Here is a 21215-nt window from a genome sequence, read left to right as displayed (position 1 = left end):
CATGCACTTTAACGGCAATATCCCCGGTAATTGCTACCTCGACGATGACAACACCACGCATCCGGCAGCTCTCTTTCTCAGCGCCCGCCCATAATGGCGATATAATCCTGCGTCCAGCGGCTGTAGGGGACGCACTGCCCGGTGCCGGCGCTATCGCACTTAGCGGTGGGGGTTTTCCAGAAGGCGATTTTCTCAAACTGATTAAATCCATTGGTCTCACAACCTTTGGCCCCCAACAACGTGCTGGCTTTACACCCCTCCGGCACCGCCGGCACCGAACCGAACCAGGCGGCCACATCCCCCTGCACCTTCGGTTCCAACGACCAGTTCATCCAGCGATAGGCACAGTTGGGATGACTGGCGTCGGCGTGCAGCATGGTGGTATCCGCCCAGCCGGTCACTCCCTCCTTGGGTATCACCGTGGCGATGGGCTGCCCTGCGCCCTCAAGGGCATTGGCCTGATAGGGCCAGGCGCCGGAAGCCGCCACGCCCTCGTTTTTAAAGTCGCTCATTTGCACCGAGGTATCGTGCCAGTAACGGTGGATCAGCGGGTGCTGCTGCTTGAGCAACGCCAGCACCGCCTGATATTGCGTTTCGTTTAACTGGTAGGGATCCTTAATGCCCAGCTCCGGCCGGGCGCTTTTGAGATAAAGCGCCGCATCAGCGATATAGATTGGACCGTCGTAGGCCTGAACCCGTCCCTTATTGCTTTTGCCGTCCGGCAGGTTTTGCGGCTCGAACACCACCGCCCAGCTGTCCGGCGGCGTGGTGAAGACCTTGGTGTTGTACATCAGCACATTCGGTCCCCATTGATAAGGGGTGCCGTATACCTTGCCGCCGACGTTATACCAGGGACCGCCCGACAGGCGGGGATCGACATTATGCCAATTGGGAATCAGCGCGGTATTGATGGGTTGAACCCGCTTGCCGTAAATCAACCGCAGCGAAGCGTCTCCCGACGCGGTCACCAGATCGTAGCCGCCCTTGGCCATCAGGCTGACCATCTCGTCGGAGGTGGCGGCGGTTTTCACATTCACCTGGCAACCGGTCTGTTTTTCAAACGCAGTGACCCAATCATAGTTTTTATCGGTCTGGCCACGCTCGATATAACCGGGCCAGGCTATAATATCCACCTGTCCCTCATTTTTTCCCAATTGCGCCGGAAGACCTGCTGCATGGGCCAGTATTCCGCCGCACAGCACGCTGAAACAGAAAATACCCGCCTGCGTTAATTTCATCATTATTGCCTGTCTCCTGTCATACGATAAAGGCTCAGTGCCGTGGGGGAAACCGACCGTCGAATTTCGCCATGATGTGACGAACCACGCTATAGTCCTGCAACGCTTCACCGGAGAGATCCTTGCCGTAGCCGGAGCTTTTAAAGCCGCCGTGCGGCATCTCGCTCACCAGGGTGAAATGGGTATTGATCCAGGTACAGCCATATTGCAATTTCGACGCCAGGTAAAACGCCTGATCCACATCCCGCGTCCAGACCGAGGATGCCAGACCGTATTCCGAGTCGTTAGCCCACTCCAGCACCTGCTCGACACCATCAAAACAGGTCACGCTGACCACCGGACCAAACACTTCTCGCTTAATGATTTCGTCCTGTTGCAGACAGCCGGCCAGCAGCGTCGGCCGGTAGAAAAAACCGGCGCCGTCGTAGGCCTCGCCTCCGGCTATAAGTGAAACATGGGGCTGTTCAAGCGCCCGCTCGATAAAGCTGGCCACCCGATCGCGCTGGCGGGCGGAGATCAGCGGACCAAGATCGTTTTCATCGTCGATGGCACCGGCGAAACGCAGGCTTTTCACCGCCTCACCCAAGGCTTCCACCAGACGAGGGTAAATACCGGCCTGGGCATAAACGCGACAGGCGGCGGTGCAATCCTGGCCGGCATTGTAATAGCCGAACCGCCGGATACCGTCCACCACCGCCTCCAGATTCGCATCATCGCAGACAATCACCGGCGCATTCCCCCCCAGCTCCAGATGGGTACGCTTAATACCGCTTACCGCCGCCTGTAGAATCTTTTGACCGGTGACGGTATCGCCGGTCACGGATATCATCCGTACCAGGGGATGATTCACCAGCACCGCGCCGGTGGTTTCGCCGCGGCCGAACATGATATTGATTACGCCGTCCGGCAACAGGCCGTCCAGGCGGTGCATCAAGGCCAGAATGGATAACGGGGTATGTTCAGAGGGCTTGAAGACCAAGGTGTTGCCGGCCGCCAGCGCCGGAGCGATTTTCCAGGCGGCCATCATTAGCGGATAATTCCACGGCGCGATGGAGGCCACCACGCCGATGGCATCTCGCTTAAGCATCGACGTATGTCCGGGGAGGTACTCACCCGCCAGTTGCCCTTGCTGACAACGCACGGCACCGGCAAAGAATCGGAAAACATCGGCGGCGGCGGCGATATCGTCGTTCAACGCCTGATGAAAAGGTTTGCCGCAGTTAAGGGCCTCAAGTCCGGCCAACTGCCGGCCGTCACGCTCGATGACCGCCGCGATGTCCAGCAATACGCCCGCACGATGGGCCGGCGTGGTGGCGGACCACTGCCGAAATGCCCGGTGAGCGGCGGCCACCGCGCCCATCACCTGCTCCTCGCCGGCTTCCCGCAGCGTCAGTATCACCTTGCCGGTGGCGGGATTGACAATATTCTCCGCCGATCCCTCGCCGGCGACTTTTTCTCCACCGATATAATTGACCCAGGGAATCCCGGTTAACAGCGACTGATCGATCAAAGTGGTAACCCTCCGGCCCGGACATGGGAGTTAACAACTTATCTACATAACCTTATACATCATCTTATCGATGAGACTATCCCGCCCCCGGGCCCTGCGACAAATTCTAAATAACGAACGGAGCGTTCGAAAAAAACGAAAGGGATGTGGGCATGCTTTTCCCGCCCTACCGAGCGCCCCACGGCGCGGGAGGCCCGCTATCACCGAACGTGCCGCAAACGTGTTAAAGGGAGACCGTGCTGATGGGGTCGAATCGGGCATGCTTTTTCTGCCCGACCGAGCGCCCCACAGCAGGGTAGGCCCGCGATCGCCGAACGTGCCGCAAACGTGTTAAAGGGAGACCGTGCTGATGGGGTCGAATCGGGCATGCTTTTTCTGCCCGACCGAGCGCCCCACAGCAGGGTAGGCCCGCGATCACCGAACGTGCGGCAAACGTGTTAAAGGGAGACCGTGCTGATGGGGTCGAATCGGGCATGGTTTTTCTGCCTGACCGAGCGCCCCACAGCGCGGTAGGCCCGCTACCACCGATCATGCAACGAACGTGTTAAAGGGAGACCGTGCTGATGGGGTCGAATCGGGCGTGGTTTTTCCGCCCGACCGAGCGCCCCACAGCGCGGTAGGCCCGCTACCACCGATCATGCAACGAACGTGTTAAAGGGAGACCGTGCTGATGGGGTCGAATCGGGCATGCTTTTTCTGCCCGACCGAGCGCCCCACAGCGCGGTAGGCCCGCTACCACCGATCATGCAACGAACGTGTTAAAAGGAGACCGTGCTGATGAGGCCGGAACATTATACCGCCGTCTTGCGGCCCGGCGTTTTTTCCCGCGCCAGGGCGAGAAACGGCGCAATCAGCTCCGGACGGCTGTTGCCCTTCCGCCAGGCCAGACCGACATTCAGATGCTCGTTGAGATCCGACAGCTGGCGCGCTTCGATCATGCTGCCCTCCAGCGACCAGGGACGATAAGCCATATCGGGCTGAATGGATACCCCCAGCCCGGCGGCCACCATACTGCGCACCGCCTCCGTAGACGCGGTGCGCATCGCGATACAGGGATGCAGGCCGGCCCTCGCCCAGATCTGACGGGCATGCCGTTCCATTTCGTCGGCATTGAGCTGCACCAGCGGATAGAGAGCGACATCCGCCAGGGCGATAGATTCCTGCTCCAGCAGCGGATGCAGCGGCGGCAGCCACAAACGGTAGGGGGAATGCACCAGCACTTCGGTTTGCAGGGCGTGGCGATCCTCAAGATTACTCAGTATCAATACCCCGATATCGATCTCACCGTTAACCAGCAAATGCTCGATATATCGCCGCTCATCCTCCACAATCCGCACGTTGACTCCCGGATAACAGGAACGAAAACGGGTGAGTATATCCATCAGAAAATAACCGGATACCAGGCTCGTCACTCCCAGGGTCAGGTCGCCATTAAGGCTTTCCATCCCCTGCCGGACGCTGAATTTGGCATTCTCCACCGTGGCCAGGATCAGGTTAGCCTGCCGCAGGAACTGATGGCCCTGGTGAGTCAGCGTCATCCCCTTGGCATGGCGCTCGAACAATGGCGCCGTCAGTTCCTCTTCCAACTGCTGTACCGCCAGCGTCAGGGAGGACTGAGCAACAAATGTCGCCTGGGCGGCGCCGGAAATGGAACCGGCTTCCGCCACCGCGATAAAATGCCGTAACTGCCGCAGTGTTAACATATGCCCCTGCCTGGTTAGCAAGCCTTAGCATTAGGTTATATAGAGACTAGGCCGGCAGTTCTAGAGATTAGTGATCTCCCCAGAGGATTTCAGAAAAAACGTGAGTTATCCCGGACCTCCCCCGCTTTTTACGCCCATTGCTATAGTTAAAAAGCCGTAACCGTTCCGTTGGCCTGAATACCGGCTTTACAGGGCTGCGCGCCCGCGCTGTGAGGATAGGAAATGACAAACTTATCGGTGAAAAATCATAAGGTATACTGGCGCGCCAGCGGTCAGCATTTGGTGATGGAGCCCTGGGGGAAAAACAGCCTGCGGATCCGGGCAACCTGCCTGCCGGCGCTGGACCTGAAACAGGACTGGGCCTTATTGCCTGACCCCGACAACCACCGGGTAAAAATCGAAAAAACATCCTCGGCGGTGCGTATCACCCACGGTAATATCACGGCGGAGATTGATAATCGCGGCCGGCTGGCTTTTTATAACCGGCGCGGAGAACTCCTGCTGGCGGAGTGGTGGCGACAAAGAACCACCGAGGATATAACGGGAGACGTCAAAAAAGAAAAATACGTCAGTCCGCTGGAAATCGAAGCCCGTGAATTCAACCCTATCCCCGGCGGTAAATATCAGCTGACCCAATATTTCGAAGCCCACCGGGATGAAAAGATTTTCGGCATGGGACAATATCAGCAGTCGCTGCTGGATCTGAAAGGCTGCGTGCTGGAGCTGGCGCAGCGCAACTCCCAGTCCAGCGTCCCCTTTATGCTGTCCAGCCGCGGCTACGGCATGTTATGGAACAATCCGGCGGTAGGGGAAGTGCACTTCGCCAACAACCAGACATTGTGGCGGGCGCGGGTCACCAGTCAACTGGACTACTGGATCACCGCCGCCGACCGTCCGGCGGAACTGGTGGAACAGTACGCCGCGGTCACCGGCACCGTGGCGGTGATGCCGGAATTCGCCACCGGCTTCTGGCAATCGAAATTACGCTATCGTACCCAAGATGAAGTGCTGATGGTGGCGGAAGAATACCGGCGCCGCAAACTGCCGCTGTCGGTGCTGGTAATTGACTCCTTCCACTGGCCTATCCAGGGCACCTGGCGCTTCAACGAGATCGACTGGCCGGATCCGAAGGCCATGGTGGATAAACTGCGGGACATGGGCATTGAACTGATGGTCTCCATTTGGCCCACCGTGGATCAGCGCGCCGAAAGCTATACTGAAATGGAAACCGAAGGCTTCCTGGTGCGCAGCGATCGCGGCGTACCCATCAACCTTGATTCCCGGGGCAGCACCACCTTTTTTGATACCACCCACCCCAGCGCGCGGGAACATGTCTGGAAAAAGATCAAACAAAACTATTACGATATCGGTATCCGCTGGTTTTGGCTCGATATGGCGGAACCGGAATACCGGACCTACCATTTCGACAACTACCGCTATTTTATGGGCACCGCGCTGGAAGTGGGCAATATCTATCCGCAAAAATTCGCCCAGTGCCTCTACGACGGCCAGCGTCAGGCGGGGCAGCAAGATATCCTCAACCTGGTTCGCTGTGCCTGGGCCGGCAGCCAGCGTTTCGGCGTGCTGGCCTGGTCCGGCGATATTCACTCATCGTTTCATGCCCTGCATAACCAGGTGGTGGCGGGATTGAACATGGGGCTGGCAGGTATCCCCTGGTGGACCACCGACATCGGCGGCTTCCAGGGCGGCAGACATGACGATCCCGGCTTTCGGGAATTATTAATCCGCTGGTTCCAATGGGGAGTATTCTGCCCGGTATGCCGCCTGCACGGGTGCCGGGAACCGGAGATCCCGCCGCCGGAGATGTATCGCGACGGCATTGAGCAATGCAACAGCGGTTCCCCTAATGAGCTTTGGAGCTTCGGCGAGGAAAATGAACGGATCATGTCCCACTGGCTGGGCATCCGTGAACGTCTGCGACCCTATATCCATCGCCAGATGGTGGCGGCCCATCAGAAGGGCACGCCGGTTATGCGGCCGCTATTTTATGATTTCCCCGACGACCCGCCCTGCTGGGACATAGAGGATCAGTATATGTTCGGCCCGGATATCCTGGTGGCGCCGGTTCTGGCCCAGGGCATGCAGTCGCGGCGAGTCTATCTGCCCGCCGGCCAACGCTGGCGGGATTTATTGACCGAGCAAAGCCGGCCCGGCGGCAAGTGGATAGAGGTGGCTACCCCCCTTGAAACCATTCCCGTATTTGTGCGGGGCGATACGACGGTGCTGGATTGACCTCCATAAGCCCTTACAGGCTGATAATGCCGCCTTCCCAGGGCCGAATAACCCCCCGCCCCAGCAGGGGCGGTTCGGCATAATTGTGCAGCATGCTGGCCGCCTCGGGTGAGATCCGCAGGTCCGCCGGATTGACGTTGAGGGTCTGATGGCTGAAATTACCGAAGACCAGATACCGCCGATTATCATACTCACGCACATAAGCAAACAGCTGTTCATGCCGGGGCAACAACAGTTCATAGCTACCGTAAACCAGCCACCGGGCGGTTTTACGCAGGGCTATCAAACGGCGGTAATAATGAATCAGCGAGTGAGGATCCTTTAAAGCCGCATCGACATTGATCTCAGGATAGTTAGGGTTCACCTTGATCCAAGGCGCGGCGCTGCTGAAACCGGCATGCTCCCCGCTGTTCCACTGCATGGGCGTACGGCCGTTATCCCGCCCTTTGGCATAAATAGAAGCCATGATGCTATCCGCGCCATGTCCCGCCGCCAGCCGATCTCGGTACAGGTTAAGAGTCTCGATATCACGGTAGTCGGCCATATCGGTAAAGCGGACATTGGTCATGCCGATTTCCTCCCCCTGGTAAATAAAGGGCGTTCCGGACATGCCGTACATCACCGTGGCCAGCATTTTGGCGCTTTCCACCCGGAATTCACCTTCATCGCCGAATCGGGACACCGCCCGCGGGGTATCGTGATTATTCCAGAACAGGCTGTTCCAGCCCTTATCGTGCAACGCGGTTTGCCACCGGCTTAAAACCGACTTCAGATCAAGCAGGGAATAGGGAGCGAGGTCCCATTTTTCTCCGCCTGGCAGCTTCTGATCCAAGGTAAGATGGCCGAACTGGAAAATCATGCTTAGCTCATGCCGGGCCGGGGTACTCCACAGCAGGCCGGTTTCCGGCGTCGCCGTCCAGGACTCCCCTACCGTCAGCACATTACGGGGGCCGAAGCTTTTTTCATTCAGCTCACGGACATAATCGTGCAGCCTGGGGCCATTGGCGGTAATCCCCTGGTCCGGAACCTTGCCAATCAGATCAATAACATCGAACCGAAAACCGCCGATGCCTTTATCCAGCCAAAAGATCAGAATATCCGCGATTTCCTGACGCACCCGGGGATTGCGCCAGTTTAAATCCGGCTGTTTTTTGCTAAAAAGATGCAGATAATATTCACCGGTTTCCGCTTCATACTGCCAGGCGCTGCCGCCGAACGTGGATGACAAATCATTGGGCTGTTTGGCCCAGATATAATAATCTCGATAAGGGTTATCCGTTGATTTCCGGGCTTCGATAAACCACTGATGCTCATCGCTGGTGTGATTGGCGACAATGTCCATCATGATTTTCATGCCGCGCTTATCCGCCTCGGCTATCAGCAGTTCCATATCCGCCATGGTGCCGAACTCTTCCATAATCCGGCCATAATCGGCGATATCATAACCGTTGTCATCGTTGGGGGAGGCATAAACCGGGCACAGCCACAGCACGTCCACCCCCAGCAAAGCCAGATAATCCAGCTTGGACCGGATACCGGGCAGATCGCCGATTCCATCGCCGTCGCTATCACAAAAACTACGGGGATAAATTTGATAAACCGACGAATGATGCCACCAGATATCCTGTTTATGCATAACTAAGCCCTTGTGCCGCCCGACGAGCGGGCCCGCCTTATGGTTATTACCTTGGGTAAGGTATATCGCAGGAAAAGGGATTGTGCCAGATGAAATCCACCTGGCGGCGTTGCCACGCGGAATTATCCAACAATCCACGCTGCTTTATATATTAACATACGCTCAACAGGTGAAGGGAATTTAGCGATTCAGATTTCGCAGATGATAAGTTTCTTCTGAACACAAGATAACGGCCATAAAAAACTTACTCTATTCAATTTTCAATAAATTGCAGAGAATAAATATGACTATCTATTATTCTTCAAATATCAATCAATATTTCTTTTCTTCTACAACTCGGCCTTCACCCGAAAGAAACAATGGCATGGGTACGTCTTTCCGACGCGCGTCCAACGCCGCCCTGCCGCGAGCGTTCTCTTGGGTGACCGGCATAGCGGGCGGTGCAATCATGGCCTTGCCCACCTATCTCAGCTGCTCGGCTATCTCCTCCGCCGTCAATAGTTTAAACCAGTCGCTGCATCACTCGGAAGCACAGTCCCGTCACGTTTTTAACGAACTGATATGTATGGGTATATGTTATGGCTCCGCGGGCGGAGTCGTTACCGGTCTATCAACGGCGCTATTGCTCAATCATTGCAGTAAAATCAGCAACCGCTCTCAATATTATGATGATTACAGAGACTTATTGGTGGGCATAAGCGGGGTCATAGGGCTGGTAGTCGGCGGCATAGTCGGCTCGGTGTATTCCATTTCAGAACATCTGGATTATGCAGATTTTCATAACCATGCAAAATATCATTACCATGCAAATGGCCATAACCATGCAAATTATAATAATAAGTTAATGATTGATGATTAATCCCCTTGCCGCCATCATACGCGAGAGAGACGATAATGACTAAAAGGCTATAGAGTGCTTATTGATGCTCTCTGCCTTTTTTGTTTTGGAAAAGCCAGATTCACTAAACACTATCGAGAAAAATATGCACATTGATTCCAACCCAATAAAAAATGATGAAATCCCTACCGTCGAAAAGACATTTTTATCAGAAAGAAAACGCGGCCTAGGTGTTATTATTCAACGCGTGTCCAACGCCCCCCTGTGGCGAGATTCTGCCTGCCGGACCTATTTAGCCTGCGGCGCGCTCATGTCGACCGCCACCTATGTCGGCGCCAAATTAATCTCATCCGCTGTCGATGATATAAACGACTTGCTGGCGCCTTGCGAAACCATATCCCCACAGACTCATGCCGAGGTAATGAGCGCGGGCCTGAAATATGGCTTATCCGGCGGCGTCATTACCGGATTGGCGGCAGCGGCTATTATCAGGAGATATATTGATTTCACAAACATCGGCGAAGAGTATGATCACGTCAAGAAGCACCTTTTGAGCATGTGCGCGGCCATGGGGCTATCGTTCGGCGGCATTGCCGGCATGCTGTATGCTATTTACCTGCAGCAAGTTCATAATGTAGATGATATGCAATTGATCTGTTATGGTCATCCGCCTGTCATTATCAACGAAGGGAGTTTTAACAAATAACTCCATTCTGCGCGAGAAGGATTGCGCCGCATGAGGCCGCTAAAAAGCGGTCCTGACATCCTTCCGCCAACCCCATCAATCCATGTGGAATATTTTAGATTCAATAAGTGCCAATACTTATTAAGTCAGATTCAGGCCCATGCTGAAGTTTTTTGTAGAAAAAAAAACAGCCATTGATATATAATTAAATCGTATCTTACCTTTTTATTTTAATAATATTATAAGGAAAAATATGTTCATTGATAATAGTTCACGAAGGTATGATTATATCCCCATGACAGCGCTTCTTTCCGAAACCAATGCTGATATGAGCACACGCATTCAAGCAGTATCCAATACCGCCCCATCGCTGGTACAATCCTGCATAATCGGCATTTCCTGCGGTGTACTTATGGCAGCCACGACCTATATCAGCGGTAAAGCCATCACCAATGCCGTCTATGATTTAAACAACTTTCTGGCGCTGGGTGAGCCGGGGCCAAATGCCTCGCCCAAAGAAATCATTCATCTGGGCTTGAATTATGGCGCATTGGGCGGAATCATCACCGGATTGTCGGCTGCGATGGTTCTCAGGCAGTGTGTTAAGATCAGCAATCGTCCCGATTTTTATGCCGATCACAAGAATATCTTATTCATCATAGGCGGGACCGTGGGCATGGGCCTCGGCAGCCTCACCGGGGCGATGTATTCTGTCGCCCTGAACCATTGGCTAACGATAAATAATAGTGAGAGCTGAAAGAATCAACCCTTCATAATAATGCAGAGAACATTTATTAATAATGCATCTTTCCCACACGCATTTCTTGAAAAGCCAGACCAGGTCCTGGAGCATTAGAATTGAATCGACGCCATATAGCGTTTGGGCGGCATCCCCATAACCCGGGAAAACATGGTGGAAAAATTGTTAGCGCCCCGGTATCCCAAATCCAGCGCCACCCGTGTTACGCTAAAACCGCGGGACATCCGTTCCACCGCGCAAATAACCCGATAGCGATCGCGCCAATGCAGATAATTCATTCCCGTTTCCTTGATAAACAGCCGGGAAATGGTCCTTTCGCTGCAGCCGGCCCCGTCGGCCAGTTGTTTAAGTGAATAATTTTCTCCGGGAAATTCTCTCGTCATATCAATTGCGCTTCTTAACCGGCGGTCCTGCCCGTAAGAGATAAACAGATCCATGCGCTTGTTCATCACATTGAGCTGGTGAATTATCAATGAAAGAATAGTCTCGGCATCGCCGTTATCCCGACCGGGCCGGGAAAAATCCACCACCTCGTCCAATAGTGCTTTTAACAGCGCCGTGATGGTGAAAGTCCGGCACATGGACTGCACGCGGCCGGCATGATCCGCCGAAATAAAGCAATTGATGATTTCGGACGATTCACTGTAATAAACGCTATGGGGCAATCCGTTGGTTATCCAGACAGCCCGCCCGGGGGGAACCAGACGTAAACCCTCATCGGTTTGGACCGACAGCGTTCCTTTGATGACCTGGGTAAGCTGCGCGGTGGGATGCTGATGATAGGCCATACGCGTGCCCTTCTCATGAATCACATGTTCCCCCCGCAGCGGCAGTGGCTCTGACATTGTCGTCACCTCAAACTGTTTTGTCTGTTCAGCAGAATTATTTCAACAGGAATCTGTAATAATGACATCTTACGTGTTTGATAACGAGACCTATCATTATCCTATAAGGAGTTTACATGAGCAGATCATTGCGGATTTTCGGCATGGCGGGCAGTTTGCGGGAACATGCCTATAGCAGAGGTGTTCTGAATACATTGGCGGAAATGCTGCCGGCGGGCAGTCAAATGAGCATCGGCGATATCGGTGAACTGCCTTTTTATAACCATGACCTTGAACTCAGCCATCTGCCTGAAAGCGTCATTGAGATACGCCGCGAGGTGGCGGCCTGCGACGCCGTAATAATCGTGTCCCCGGAATATAATCACGGTATTCCCGGGGCACTGAAAAATGCGTTGGACTGGCTGTCGCGTCCGGCGTTCAAAAGCGGCATGGTCAACAAGCCGGTGTTTTTCCTCACCCTGTCCGAAGGGATGCTCGGAGGGGTACGCGCGCAACTGCAGCTTCGGGAAACTCTGGCTTCCATGTTATGCGTTCTGCCGCCCCTGCCTGAAATCGCCATGGGGAATATCAGCGCCAAGGTGACGGAGGGCAAACTCACCGATGCGGCGACGCTGACCTTTACCCAACGGATGCTCGACAATTTCCTGGCCTCCGTCGTTAAATAAGCCGGAGGCTCAATATGCAGCTATTGTATGCGCTGGGGGCCGGCGTATCCGTGGGGGTCTTTTTTACCTGGCTGAAATTGCCCCTGCCCGCCCCGCCGACACTCACCGGCATTATGGGCGCGGCCGGGGTATTTCTCGGCAGCGTGATATTTAACGTCGTCAGATCACGTTTTTTTAGCTGAAGCCGCTAAGGAAGGCGTGGTCATGGCATCCCCCTCACGCCTGAAAGGTTCGGCCAGGACATTCATTGTCATCCTTCATTTACTCAAAAAAATCTGACACGGCACACATTGTCATTCCCCATCCCTCCCGGAGAGCTAGTATCATTCCGTAACGCCGCCATGCCCGGTCTTAAAGACCGGGCATGGCGGGGCGCCGTTGAATGTAAAATCCACCAATGATTTCTCGCCTCACCCTGTGGTAACGATGGCGCAAGCTACATTTAGAGTAAACCGCTCGTTGTGAATCTTTATCTCCGCCGCTGTTTCGGGCCGTTTTGAGCTATTCCTCTTTCCCATCATAAGGAACACATCATGAGTACGATTAACGCCGCCGCATCAGGTCAATTCAAGCTTGGGGATTTCACCATTAACCGTCTGGGTTTTGGCGCGATGCGCATCACCGGGGAGGGTATCTGGGGGGAACCGGCAGACAGAGAAGCCTGTCTCGCCACCCTGCGCCGTTTGCCTGAACTGGGTGTCAACTTTATCGATACCGCCGACAGTTATGGCCCCGACGTCAGCGAACAGCTGATTCATGAAGCGCTCCATCCTTATAAAGGACTGCTAATTGCCACCAAAGGCGGCCTGACTCGTCACGGACCGAACATCTGGCAACCGGTGGGACGTCCGGAGTATTTGCGCCAGGCCGTATTGATGAGCCTGCGTAAACTGGGTATCGAACAAATCGGCCTGTGGCAGCTGCATCGCATCGATGGGAAAGTGCCGGCGGATGAGCAGTTCGGCGCCATCGCGCAGCTGCAAAAAGAGGGTTTGATCCGCCACGTGGGATTAAGCGAAGTGGATGTTCCGCAAATTAAAGCGGCACAAAAATTCTTCCCGGTGGTATCGGTGCAGAATATGTACAATCTGGTGACGCGTACCCATGAAGCGGTGCTCGACTATTGTACCGAAAATACTATCGGCTTTATTCCCTGGTTCCCCCTGGCCTCAGGCAGCTTAGCCAAGCCCGGCTCCCTGCTGGATACGCTGGCCAAACAAAAAGGGGCGACTCCCAGCCAAATCGCCCTGGCATGGATACTGAAACGCAGCCCGGTTATGCTGCCGATCCCCGGCACCAGCAGCGTGAAGCATTTGGAAGAAAACGTGGCGGCGGCGAACGTGACTTTGACCGATGAAGAGTTCGCGCAGCTCGACCAGCAGGGACGCAAGCAGCAGCAATAAAGCCTATTGTATTACCCCATGGCACGATAAGGTCCTGATCGCTGAACGTGCAGCGATCCTGTGTTAAAGGGAGACTGTGCCAATGAGGTCGAAGCGGGCGTGGTTTTTCCGCCCGCCGGAGTAGCCTCATGGCGCGGCCCGCGTTCTTCGGACGTGCAACGAGTGTGTTAAAGGGAAACCGTGCTGATGGGGTCGAATCGGGCATGGTTTTTCTGCCCGACCGAGCGCCCCATAGCACGGTAAGCCCGCTATCGCCGATCGTGCAACGAACGTGTTAAAGGGAAACCGTGCTGATGGGGTCGAATCGGGCATGGTTTCTCTGCCCGACCGAGCGCCCCATAGCACGGTAAGCCCGCGATCACCGAACGTGCAGCGAGATAGTTCGATGCGCCCTTTCGCCTAAAATAACTCACCCAGCGCCGCCGGGCTGAAATCCGGCATGTCGTCGGTGTCCCCGGTGCGCACCTTCGCCACCCAGCGCGGCTCGGTGATCAGTGCCCGGCCAACGGCAATAAGATCAAACTCGTCCCGTTCCATACGCTGAATCAGATTATCCAGTCCCACCGGACTGGAATTTTCGCCGCCAAAGCTGCCGAGGAAATCCCCCGACAATCCCACCGAGCCTACGCTGATGGTGGCGGCGCCGGTTAATTTCTTAGCCCAGCCGGCGAAGTTCAGCCCGTTTGTGCCGTCCTGATCCGGGAACTCCGGTTCCCAGAAACGCCGCTGGGAGCAATGCAGCACATCCGCGCCCGCTTCCACCAAGGGCACCAGCCATTCGGCCATGGCATCGGGCGTTTCAGCAAGCCTGGCGGTGTATTCCTGTTGTTTCCACTGGCTGACCCGCAGAATAATGGGATAGTCGGGACCCACAGCAGCGCGCATCTCCTTCAAGACTTCAGCGGCAAAACGGGCGCGCTCTTTTATCGTGGCGCCACCGAAACGATCCTTGCGCAGATTGGTGGCGGACCAGAAGAACTGGTCAATCAAATAACCATGGGCGCCATGGATCTCAAAAGTATCGAAGCCCAGCCGCTTGGCATCGGCCGCCGCCCGGCTATAGGCGGCAAGGGTGTCGGCAATGGCCTCGTCGCTCATGATCCCGCCACGTGGCACTCCCGGCGCCGCCAGGCCCGACGGGCTTTCAACCGGAACATCGGGCACCCACTCGGTCTGAAAACTGGCCACCGCTCCCACGTGCCAGAGCTGCGGGCCCATTTTGCCCCCGGCGGCGTGGACTTCATCGATAACCCGCTGCCACCCCGCCAGCGCCTCCTTACCATGAAAGAACGGCACTTGCGGATCGTTTTTGGACGCCGGCCGATCAATAGCCGTGCCCTCTGAAAGAATCAGCCCCACCTCGGCCTCGGCCCGGCGGCGGTAATAGGCGGCGACATTCTCTCCCGGCACACCTTTCGGAGAGAAGGAGCGGGTCATGGGGGCCATAACGATACGGTTTTTCAACGCTAACGATTTTACCCGAAAAGGCTGGAACAGAATGTCCACTTGCGGTGCGTTCATAAATATAAGCTCCGATTAACGATAAGGCTTTGATGGTATATTATGTATACCTCGAGTCAATCAGGCACTTTAACGCTACCAGGTAGCCAATAGGAAACCACCATGTCCGAAGTTCAACACCCCGCGGGCGGCATAGCGCAAAACGCTGCGTCCGAAGCACGCCTCCCTGCGGACCGCATAGTGCAAAACGTGGTGCCCGCTGTACGATCTCCTGAGGAGCGCACAACACAAAACGTGGTGCCTGGCGTACCGCCTCCTGAGGGTCCCAGAGCACAAAATGTCGCGTCCGAGGACCGCGGCTCCGCGAAGTCGGTGGTGGAAATGCCTATGGCGGAGGTTAAAACCCCAAGGAGCTGTCCCGAGACTATCGCCGCACCGGAGACCCGGGATCAGGTCTTTACGGTGGCGGATTGCCCGAGCCGCTTATTGCTGGATCAGATAGCGGATAAATGGTCGGTGCTGATACTTGCCGCACTGTGTGCCGAGCCGCTGCGTTTTAATGTCATCAAGCGCCGCCTCGAAGGCATCACACAAAAGGCGCTGACGCAGAGCTTACGGCGCCTGGAACGCAACGGCATCGTAGCGCGGCGCGTCATTACCGCCTCGCCCATTGCGGTTGAGTATCGCATTACCCCGTTGGGGCATACCTTGAAACAGCCTTTTCAGGCACTGTACGACTGGACCGTCGATTATCTACCCGAAGTGGAACGGGCTCGCGAGGCATTCGATCGTAATAACTGATAATAGCTGATGTCAAACAATGTCATCGCGGGCAAAACCAATGAAATCCTCCCGCGCATTATTAGCGATGTATGATTTTTTTTGAGAAAATCCGGGTACTTGCAGTGGGCTATTTCTCAATATCAGACAGTACCCGGCAATCTTGTCATCCGTTGCCGAATATTGTCTAATGACATTCCTTTCAGGAGATCCTCAGCGGCGGAAACACGAAATGACACCGGTTTTATATAATAAAATCATTATCCTGGATGATGAAAATGAATTGCGTGCCATGCTGAAGCGTTATCTGACCGCGCAGGGATTTGACGTGCGCACCGTCGCCAACAGTACGTTGCTGGATCGCTATCTACAAAGAGAACATTACGATCTCTTGATACTGGACCTGATGATGGTGCCGGAAGACGGATTATCCGTGTGCCGCCGCCTGCGCGGCGAGGGGCAAACCATACCCATTCTCATGCTCACCGCCCGGGGCGATCCCATCGACCGCGTCATCGGTCTGGAGACGGGGGCGGATGACTATCTGGCCAAGCCCTTTTTGCCGCAGGAACTCGTGGCCAGGATTCGCGCAATATTGCGCCGCGAGCAGATAGCACGGGGCGAAACGCCGCAGTTGCCGCAACAGGTGACATTTGGTCCCTTCTGTTTGGATATTCCCCGCCGCACGCTGTATAAGCACGATGAAATAGTGACGCTGAATACCGCCGAAACCAGCTTGTTAATGGCCTTGGCCAGTACACCCAATCGCCCCGTCAGCCGGGAAAATTTACTGACCAGGGCCAGGGGCCGGGAGTATAAAGCCCTGGATCGCAGTGTGGACGTTCAGGTATTGCGTCTGCGCCAAATCCTGGAAGCCGATCCCTCCAACCCTCGTTGGGTAAAGACCATTTGGGGCATGGGTTATATCCTGCTGGCGGACAGCGAACAATGAACCTGTCATGGCCCCGCTCGCTGTTGGGACGTAATTGTTTATTATTGATTTTATTGGTATTTATTACTAACATTTCCTCGATCACGGTATTTGTGTTTTTCGTGCAGAAACCGCGCATAGACAATATAGCGCAGCTAATCGCCTCGCAAATCATCACCCTTGACAATGTGCTGGCCAAAGTGCCTTCCGATCAACGAGCGGAATTTATCCAACGCGTCAATGGCTCTGCCGTTTTGCCGGAAAAAACCTTCAGCAAATTACCGTCCACGCCGTGGCGGGGATATGAAGGCGCCCTTTTTTTAAAACGCCTGTACTCCTATTTACCCGCCAACATGCACCTAAGCTGGCAGACCTTGCCGGAGCGGCATTTATGGGTACAGGTTAACGTGGCGGGCGAGCCCTATTGGATTACCTTACCCGCAATACAGGCGGTACCAGGCATCGGCATCATGAGCACCCTATTGCTCTCCTTCGGATTATCCCTGCTGGCCCTGCTGTTGGTGTATGCCATTCATCTGCGCATTAACCGGCCGCTGACCTCGCTGGCGCTGGCCGCGCAATCCGTCGGCGCGGGGAAATGGCCTGAGCCGCTCTCTGTGGATGGGCCCAGTGAAATCGCCGCCGTCAGTAAAACGTTTAATAACATGATAGAACGGTTGATTGAGTTCGAAGCCAATCGCACCACCATCCTGGCGGGTATCTCTCATGATATTCGTACCCCGCTGACCAAACTGCGGCTGGCGCTGGCCATGCAGGCAATACAGGGTCCGAATAATGAAGAGGGTTTCGGTCGTTATTTCGATGATATAGACAACATCCTGCAGCAATTTATCGATTTCGCCCGAGGCAGCGCCGATGAGCCTTTATGTGATGGCGATATCACCCGATTAATTAAAGAACTGGCGCAGGATTTCGCCGGATTGGGACAGGAATTCATCCTCAACCTGGCGCCGGTAGAGAAGTTTGATTACCGCCCTGTGGCCATGATGCGCTTGCTCATGAACCTCATGGGCAACGCGGTTAAATACGGACAACGCGAATTGGAAATCGCCTGCTGGCCCCAAGATAACCGGGTCTTTATCGCCGTTCGCGATCGCGGTCCGGCGGTGTCCGACGCAGAGCTGGAGCAGATAAAATCTCCCTTTAATCGCGGAAAAAGCCAAGACCGGCCCCAAGGAGGTTCAGGGCTGGGTCTGGCCATTGCCGAACAAATCGCGCAACAGCACCAGGGTACGCTGACGTTACGTCGCCGCACCGGCGGCGGCCTGGAAGCCTTATTGGCCTTTACCCTTCCCTCCAGCGAATAACCGCCTTGCATTCGCTCAAAGAGATGTCGATTCCGCACGATCGCGCATGAAAAACGGACGATTAGGCATGGTATGCCGCCGGCATAAAAGGGATGATTCAATCCTGAACAAGCGTGCATCAGTGCACCCCATGCATAACAGGAGCCTTTTATGTCTCTCGACGCTTATCTTACACTTGGCCGCTCCGGCCTGCGAATCAGCCCCCTTTGCCTCGGCACCATGACCTTTGGCGAAGATTGGGGCTGGGGATCCTCGGTTAACGAATCCGAGGCCATTCTGGCAAAATTTCTTGAGCGCGGCGGCAACTTTATCGATACCGCCAATATGTACACCAAAGGCCATTCAGAGAAAATCATCGGCGATTTCTTCGCCCGCGACGGCAGCCGGCGCGATCGGGTGGTGCTGGCCACCAAATTTTCCGGCAATATGTATCGGGGCGATCCCAACGGCGGCGGATGCAGCGCAAAAACCATCATTGCCTCATGCGAACAGTCGTTGCGCCGCTTGAACACTGAGTATATCGATCTTTACTGGCAGCACGCCTGGGATGCCTTTACGCCGATTGAGGAAACCATGCGCGCCATGGATAGCCTGGTAGCCAGCGGCAAAGTGCGCTACATCGGTTTTTCCGACACCCCGGCCTGGAAAGTGGCCCAGGCGCAAACCCTGGCCCAGTTTCGCGGCTGGTCCCCGCTGATTGCGTTGCAGATTGAATACTCATTGTTGCAGCGGACTGTGGAAGATGAACTGATTCCCATGGCCCTTGAGCTGGGGCTGGGAGTAATACCCTGGTCGCCGCTGGCGGGGGGAATCTTGGCCGGCAAATACCGGCGTGATAACCGTTCCGTCGCCCAGGGAGGCCGCAGCGACAGCAAAGCCGACACGCTGGGCGATCGTGAATACGCCATTATCGATGCGTTAATCGCCATTGCCGCCGCGCACGGCGCCACGCCGGCTGCGGTTGCCCTGGCCTGGGTACAGTCGCGCCCGGGTGTTGCCGCATCCATTATCGGCGCTCGCCGGTTGGATCAGCTGGAAGCCAATCTGTCCGCGCTGGAGGTACGGCTGAGCGATGAGGAAGTCGCTGAGCTTTCCCGGCTTTCGGCGCCGCCGGAGACCTTCATAGACTGGATCAACGGTGTCGCGCCCACCGTTTTCCAGGGCGGCACCACGGTGAACGGCCGCCCGGCCGAGGCTTTCCCGCTGTCTCCGGAGAACGATGAACAGCGGTATTAATCCCCTATAGAAACGCTGGTTGTATAATGGCTAAGTGAGCGCGCCCATAACGTTTGGACGCGCTTACTGATTTGATGCTGTGTTCAGCTCAAAAGCAGCATTTTTATGGGTTGGCCTATATTGCATTTCATCTGCCTCTTTCACAAAGGCCTATGTAGAGAATTGCGAGGCGGGTTGTGAATTAACTTTCCTGATTTATTCTTGTTATTCCAGGGGTTGCTTTGAATGAAATGGCTAAGGTATAGTCCATCCGCTGCGGCAAAATCCGCAGCCGGAATTAGCGTTCCGGCCATCACTAATCTTGATAATGCAGTACAATCAAGTCGTGTCTGCGCATACCTGCAATGGTGGCCCAGGCGGGGGCTTCGCAAGAAGCGCCGGCTATAGTGACCGGTAACGCTAACTCCGTCTGGGCTACCACCCCTGAGGTTAGCGTCTCTGGTGGTAGCTGACTCTCCATCACTATAGGGGCTGTCTATGGCTACTTTTTTTATCCCTACTCGTTCGCGGCACACTCACCTTATCTCGGGGGTGAATCATGTATGATTTCGCACCTCTCAATGTAGAAGAAATCGTCGATCATTGCCGTGCGCTGGCCTATGCCGCCGTTGAAATACCACATCCGGTGGTCAAAGAACTGCTGCTGTATATCCTAAGTGAACGGCTGGATCTGTTGGACCGAACCTTGGATGGGGAGATCGTCGAAGATTCGGTGGTTCTGCATTAATCATTGGACCACCGGAATATCGATTAATTTAACAACGATGCGCCGGTTTTGACTGGCGAGTTTTTCTCTGACAAACTCAGGTTATCCGCAGGATAACCTGAAATTCAGGGGAGTAACTATGACAACCCGTTATGACAGCGAATTATATGGGTGGACTCAGGAACAGGCAGATTTATTGCGTTCAGGCCGTCTCGCTGAGCTGGATACCAAAAATCTGCTGGCGGAAATTGAGTCGATCGCGGCGTTTTATCCGGAATGATTTCAGTGGGTTGGTAATTTGTACTGCGTCGTATAAACATTATCTCGTTTTAAATCTGATAATAATTAACACAAGAGTGACTCATGGCAGGAACAACCAGCGCGACATTCAAAGAGTATCACATCAAAGCGTTGCGTCAGGCTATCGAGAGCGGCGAGCGTAGCGGTAATAGTGTGTTGACATTACGTGACATCGCCGCCCTTAAAAAGCAAGCACAGGCTGTTATGAGTCGCAATTGGAAAGATGAAGGGTATAAAAAATGAAGCCTTATATCATATGCCATATGCTGTCGGCCATCGACGGCCGCAGCCTTACCGATGGCTGGAACTTGAAATACACCGGCGATCTTTATGAATCCACCGCCGCCAGCTTTAAGGCCGACGGCTGGATTTGCGGCCGGGTGACCATGCAGGAAGTGGCCCACAGTATCGATTATCCAAAAGGACTGGCAAAAGCGCCGCTGCCCCGCACCGACGTTTTCGCCGTGCGCGACGCCGATCAATACGCCATTTCCATCGATCCCAAGGGACGGGTGGGCTGGCAACGCAATACCGCCCTTAATTCCCATGTTATCGAGGTTCTTACGGAACAGGTAAGCGATGATTACCTGGCCTACCTTCAATCCATCGGTGTGTCGTACCTGTTCGGCGGCGAGACCGAGCTTGATTTGACGGCGGTGGTGGAAACCCTGGCCCGGGAGCTGGGTGTGAAAAGGCTGATTGTCGAGGGCGGCGGCCACGTCTGCGGCGCGTTTGTCAACGCCGGACTGGTGGACGAAGTCAGCGTGCTGATTGTTCCCATCGTGGACGGCCGTACCGGCCATGCCGCCTCGTTCGATATCCCGGTGGACGCCTGGCAACAACCCGCCTATATGAAGCTTGCCTCGGTGGAAAAAACCGACCATGACGGCGTATGGCTGCGCTATATCAAATCCTGACAGGCCGGCGGCTTGTCGTA

General features: G+C 55.0%; 20 protein-coding genes and 2 pseudogenes. 16 read left to right on the top strand and 6 right to left on the bottom strand.

What is annotated here, in order from left to right; genetic code table 11:
• Positions 1-77 precede the first annotated feature (77 nt).
• From ydcS to HB631_RS18435, 3 genes are all read right to left on the bottom strand, one after another.
• Positions 78-1238 (bottom strand): putative ABC transporter substrate-binding protein YdcS, encoded by a 1161-nt coding sequence (gene ydcS, locus HB631_RS18445; protein WP_213992659.1) that lies wholly within the window; start codon positions 1236-1238, stop codon positions 78-80.
• A 34-nt stretch (positions 1239-1272) separates the two neighbouring features.
• Complete coding sequence (locus HB631_RS18440; RefSeq protein ID WP_213992643.1) at positions 1273-2748, bottom strand: gamma-aminobutyraldehyde dehydrogenase; 1476 nt, start codon at positions 2746-2748, stop codon at positions 1273-1275.
• A 791-nt stretch (positions 2749-3539) separates the two neighbouring features.
• Positions 3540-4451 (bottom strand): LysR substrate-binding domain-containing protein, encoded by a 912-nt coding sequence (locus tag HB631_RS18435; RefSeq protein WP_213992642.1) that lies wholly within the window; start codon positions 4449-4451, stop codon positions 3540-3542.
• A 222-nt stretch (positions 4452-4673) separates the two neighbouring features.
• On the opposite strand from HB631_RS18435, the gene HB631_RS18430 reads away from it, so the two are divergent.
• The gene (locus HB631_RS18430) at positions 4674-6704 is read left to right on the top strand and encodes a glycoside hydrolase family 31 protein (RefSeq protein WP_213992641.1); all 2031 of its coding nucleotides are present in this window, start codon (positions 4674-4676) and stop codon (positions 6702-6704) included.
• A gap of 13 nt (positions 6705-6717) precedes the next feature.
• On the opposite strand, the gene HB631_RS18425 is transcribed toward HB631_RS18430, so the two are convergent.
• Positions 6718-8340 (bottom strand): alpha-glucosidase, encoded by a 1623-nt coding sequence (locus HB631_RS18425; RefSeq protein WP_213992640.1) that lies wholly within the window; start codon positions 8338-8340, stop codon positions 6718-6720.
• 283 nt (positions 8341-8623) lie between these two features.
• On the opposite strand from HB631_RS18425, the gene HB631_RS18420 reads away from it, so the two are divergent.
• The 3 genes from HB631_RS18420 (at position 8624) to HB631_RS18410 (ending at position 10620) form a co-directional block, all read left to right on the top strand.
• Positions 8624-9199 carry a hypothetical protein gene (locus tag HB631_RS18420; protein ID WP_213992639.1) on the top strand — a complete coding sequence of 192 codons (576 nt, stop codon included), beginning with the start codon at positions 8624-8626 and terminating at the stop codon, positions 9197-9199.
• Between the two features lie 61 nt (positions 9200-9260).
• Positions 9261-9884, top strand: coding sequence for a hypothetical protein (locus HB631_RS18415; RefSeq protein WP_213992638.1), 624 nt, complete (start codon positions 9261-9263; stop codon positions 9882-9884).
• A 232-nt stretch (positions 9885-10116) separates the two neighbouring features.
• Positions 10117-10620 (top strand): hypothetical protein, encoded by a 504-nt coding sequence (locus HB631_RS18410; protein ID WP_213992637.1) that lies wholly within the window; start codon positions 10117-10119, stop codon positions 10618-10620.
• Positions 10621-10715: 95 nt separating this feature from the next.
• On the opposite strand, the gene HB631_RS18405 is transcribed toward HB631_RS18410, so the two are convergent.
• Entirely contained in the window at positions 10716-11468 is a 753-nt protein-coding gene (locus HB631_RS18405; protein WP_213992636.1) for a helix-turn-helix transcriptional regulator, read from the bottom strand.
• A gap of 116 nt (positions 11469-11584) precedes the next feature.
• Here HB631_RS18405 and HB631_RS18400 point away from each other — a divergent pair, with 116 nt between their 5' ends.
• From HB631_RS18400 to HB631_RS18390, 3 genes are all read left to right on the top strand, one after another.
• The gene (locus HB631_RS18400) at positions 11585-12133 is read left to right on the top strand and encodes an NADPH-dependent FMN reductase (protein ID WP_213992635.1); all 549 of its coding nucleotides are present in this window, start codon (positions 11585-11587) and stop codon (positions 12131-12133) included.
• Positions 12134-12147: 14 nt separating this feature from the next.
• The gene (locus HB631_RS18395) at positions 12148-12315 is read left to right on the top strand and encodes a DUF1427 family protein (protein WP_213992634.1); all 168 of its coding nucleotides are present in this window, start codon (positions 12148-12150) and stop codon (positions 12313-12315) included.
• 351 nt (positions 12316-12666) lie between these two features.
• Positions 12667-13536 (top strand): aldo/keto reductase, encoded by an 870-nt coding sequence (locus HB631_RS18390; protein WP_213992633.1) that lies wholly within the window; start codon positions 12667-12669, stop codon positions 13534-13536.
• A 399-nt stretch (positions 13537-13935) separates the two neighbouring features.
• On the opposite strand, the gene HB631_RS18385 is transcribed toward HB631_RS18390, so the two are convergent.
• Positions 13936-15057 carry an NADH:flavin oxidoreductase gene (locus HB631_RS18385; RefSeq protein WP_213992632.1) on the bottom strand — a complete coding sequence of 374 codons (1122 nt, stop codon included), beginning with the start codon at positions 15055-15057 and terminating at the stop codon, positions 13936-13938.
• 327 nt (positions 15058-15384) lie between these two features.
• On the opposite strand from HB631_RS18385, the gene HB631_RS18380 reads away from it, so the two are divergent.
• The 9 genes and pseudogenes from HB631_RS18380 to HB631_RS18335 all read left to right on the top strand — a co-directional run bounded on the left by HB631_RS18380 (position 15385) and on the right by HB631_RS18335 (position 21195).
• Positions 15385-15798 (top strand): helix-turn-helix domain-containing protein, encoded by a 414-nt coding sequence (locus HB631_RS18380; RefSeq protein WP_213992631.1) that lies wholly within the window; start codon positions 15385-15387, stop codon positions 15796-15798.
• A 211-nt stretch (positions 15799-16009) separates the two neighbouring features.
• Positions 16010-16729, top strand: a complete 720-nt coding sequence (locus HB631_RS18375; RefSeq protein WP_213992630.1) for a response regulator — start codon at positions 16010-16012, stop codon at positions 16727-16729.
• Positions 16726-18036, top strand: coding sequence for an ATP-binding protein (locus HB631_RS18370; protein ID WP_213992629.1), 1311 nt, complete (start codon positions 16726-16728; stop codon positions 18034-18036). Before HB631_RS18375 ends, HB631_RS18370 begins: the two co-directional genes overlap by 4 nt.
• 150 nt (positions 18037-18186) lie before the next feature.
• Positions 18187-19272: an aldo/keto reductase gene (locus HB631_RS18365; RefSeq protein WP_213992628.1), complete on the top strand. Its 1086-nt coding sequence runs from the start codon at positions 18187-18189 to the stop codon at positions 19270-19272.
• A 341-nt stretch (positions 19273-19613) separates the two neighbouring features.
• Positions 19614-19721 (top strand): annotated as a pseudogene (locus HB631_RS18355) (ash family protein); the annotation flags it as partial.
• A gap of 89 nt (positions 19722-19810) precedes the next feature.
• Positions 19811-19999 carry a hypothetical protein gene (locus HB631_RS18350; RefSeq protein ID WP_213992625.1) on the top strand — a complete coding sequence of 63 codons (189 nt, stop codon included), beginning with the start codon at positions 19811-19813 and terminating at the stop codon, positions 19997-19999.
• Between the two features lie 118 nt (positions 20000-20117).
• Positions 20118-20237 (top strand): annotated as a pseudogene (locus HB631_RS18345) (DUF29 family protein); the annotation flags it as partial.
• A gap of 104 nt (positions 20238-20341) precedes the next feature.
• On the top strand, positions 20342-20521 hold the full coding sequence (locus tag HB631_RS18340) for a hypothetical protein (RefSeq protein WP_213992623.1): 180 nt from the start codon (positions 20342-20344) through the stop codon (positions 20519-20521).
• Positions 20518-21195, top strand: coding sequence for a dihydrofolate reductase family protein (locus HB631_RS18335; protein ID WP_213992622.1), 678 nt, complete (start codon positions 20518-20520; stop codon positions 21193-21195). The genes HB631_RS18340 and HB631_RS18335 overlap by 4 nt, the downstream gene beginning before the upstream one ends.
• The last annotated feature ends 20 nt before the right edge of the window (positions 21196-21215 follow it).

It is taken from the genome of Sodalis sp. dw_96 (assembly GCF_018449575.1).
Classification (GTDB): domain Bacteria; phylum Pseudomonadota; class Gammaproteobacteria; order Enterobacterales; family Enterobacteriaceae; genus Acerihabitans.
Note: the sequence above shows the minus strand (reverse complement) of the source record. Positions and strands in the feature narration are given on the sequence as shown.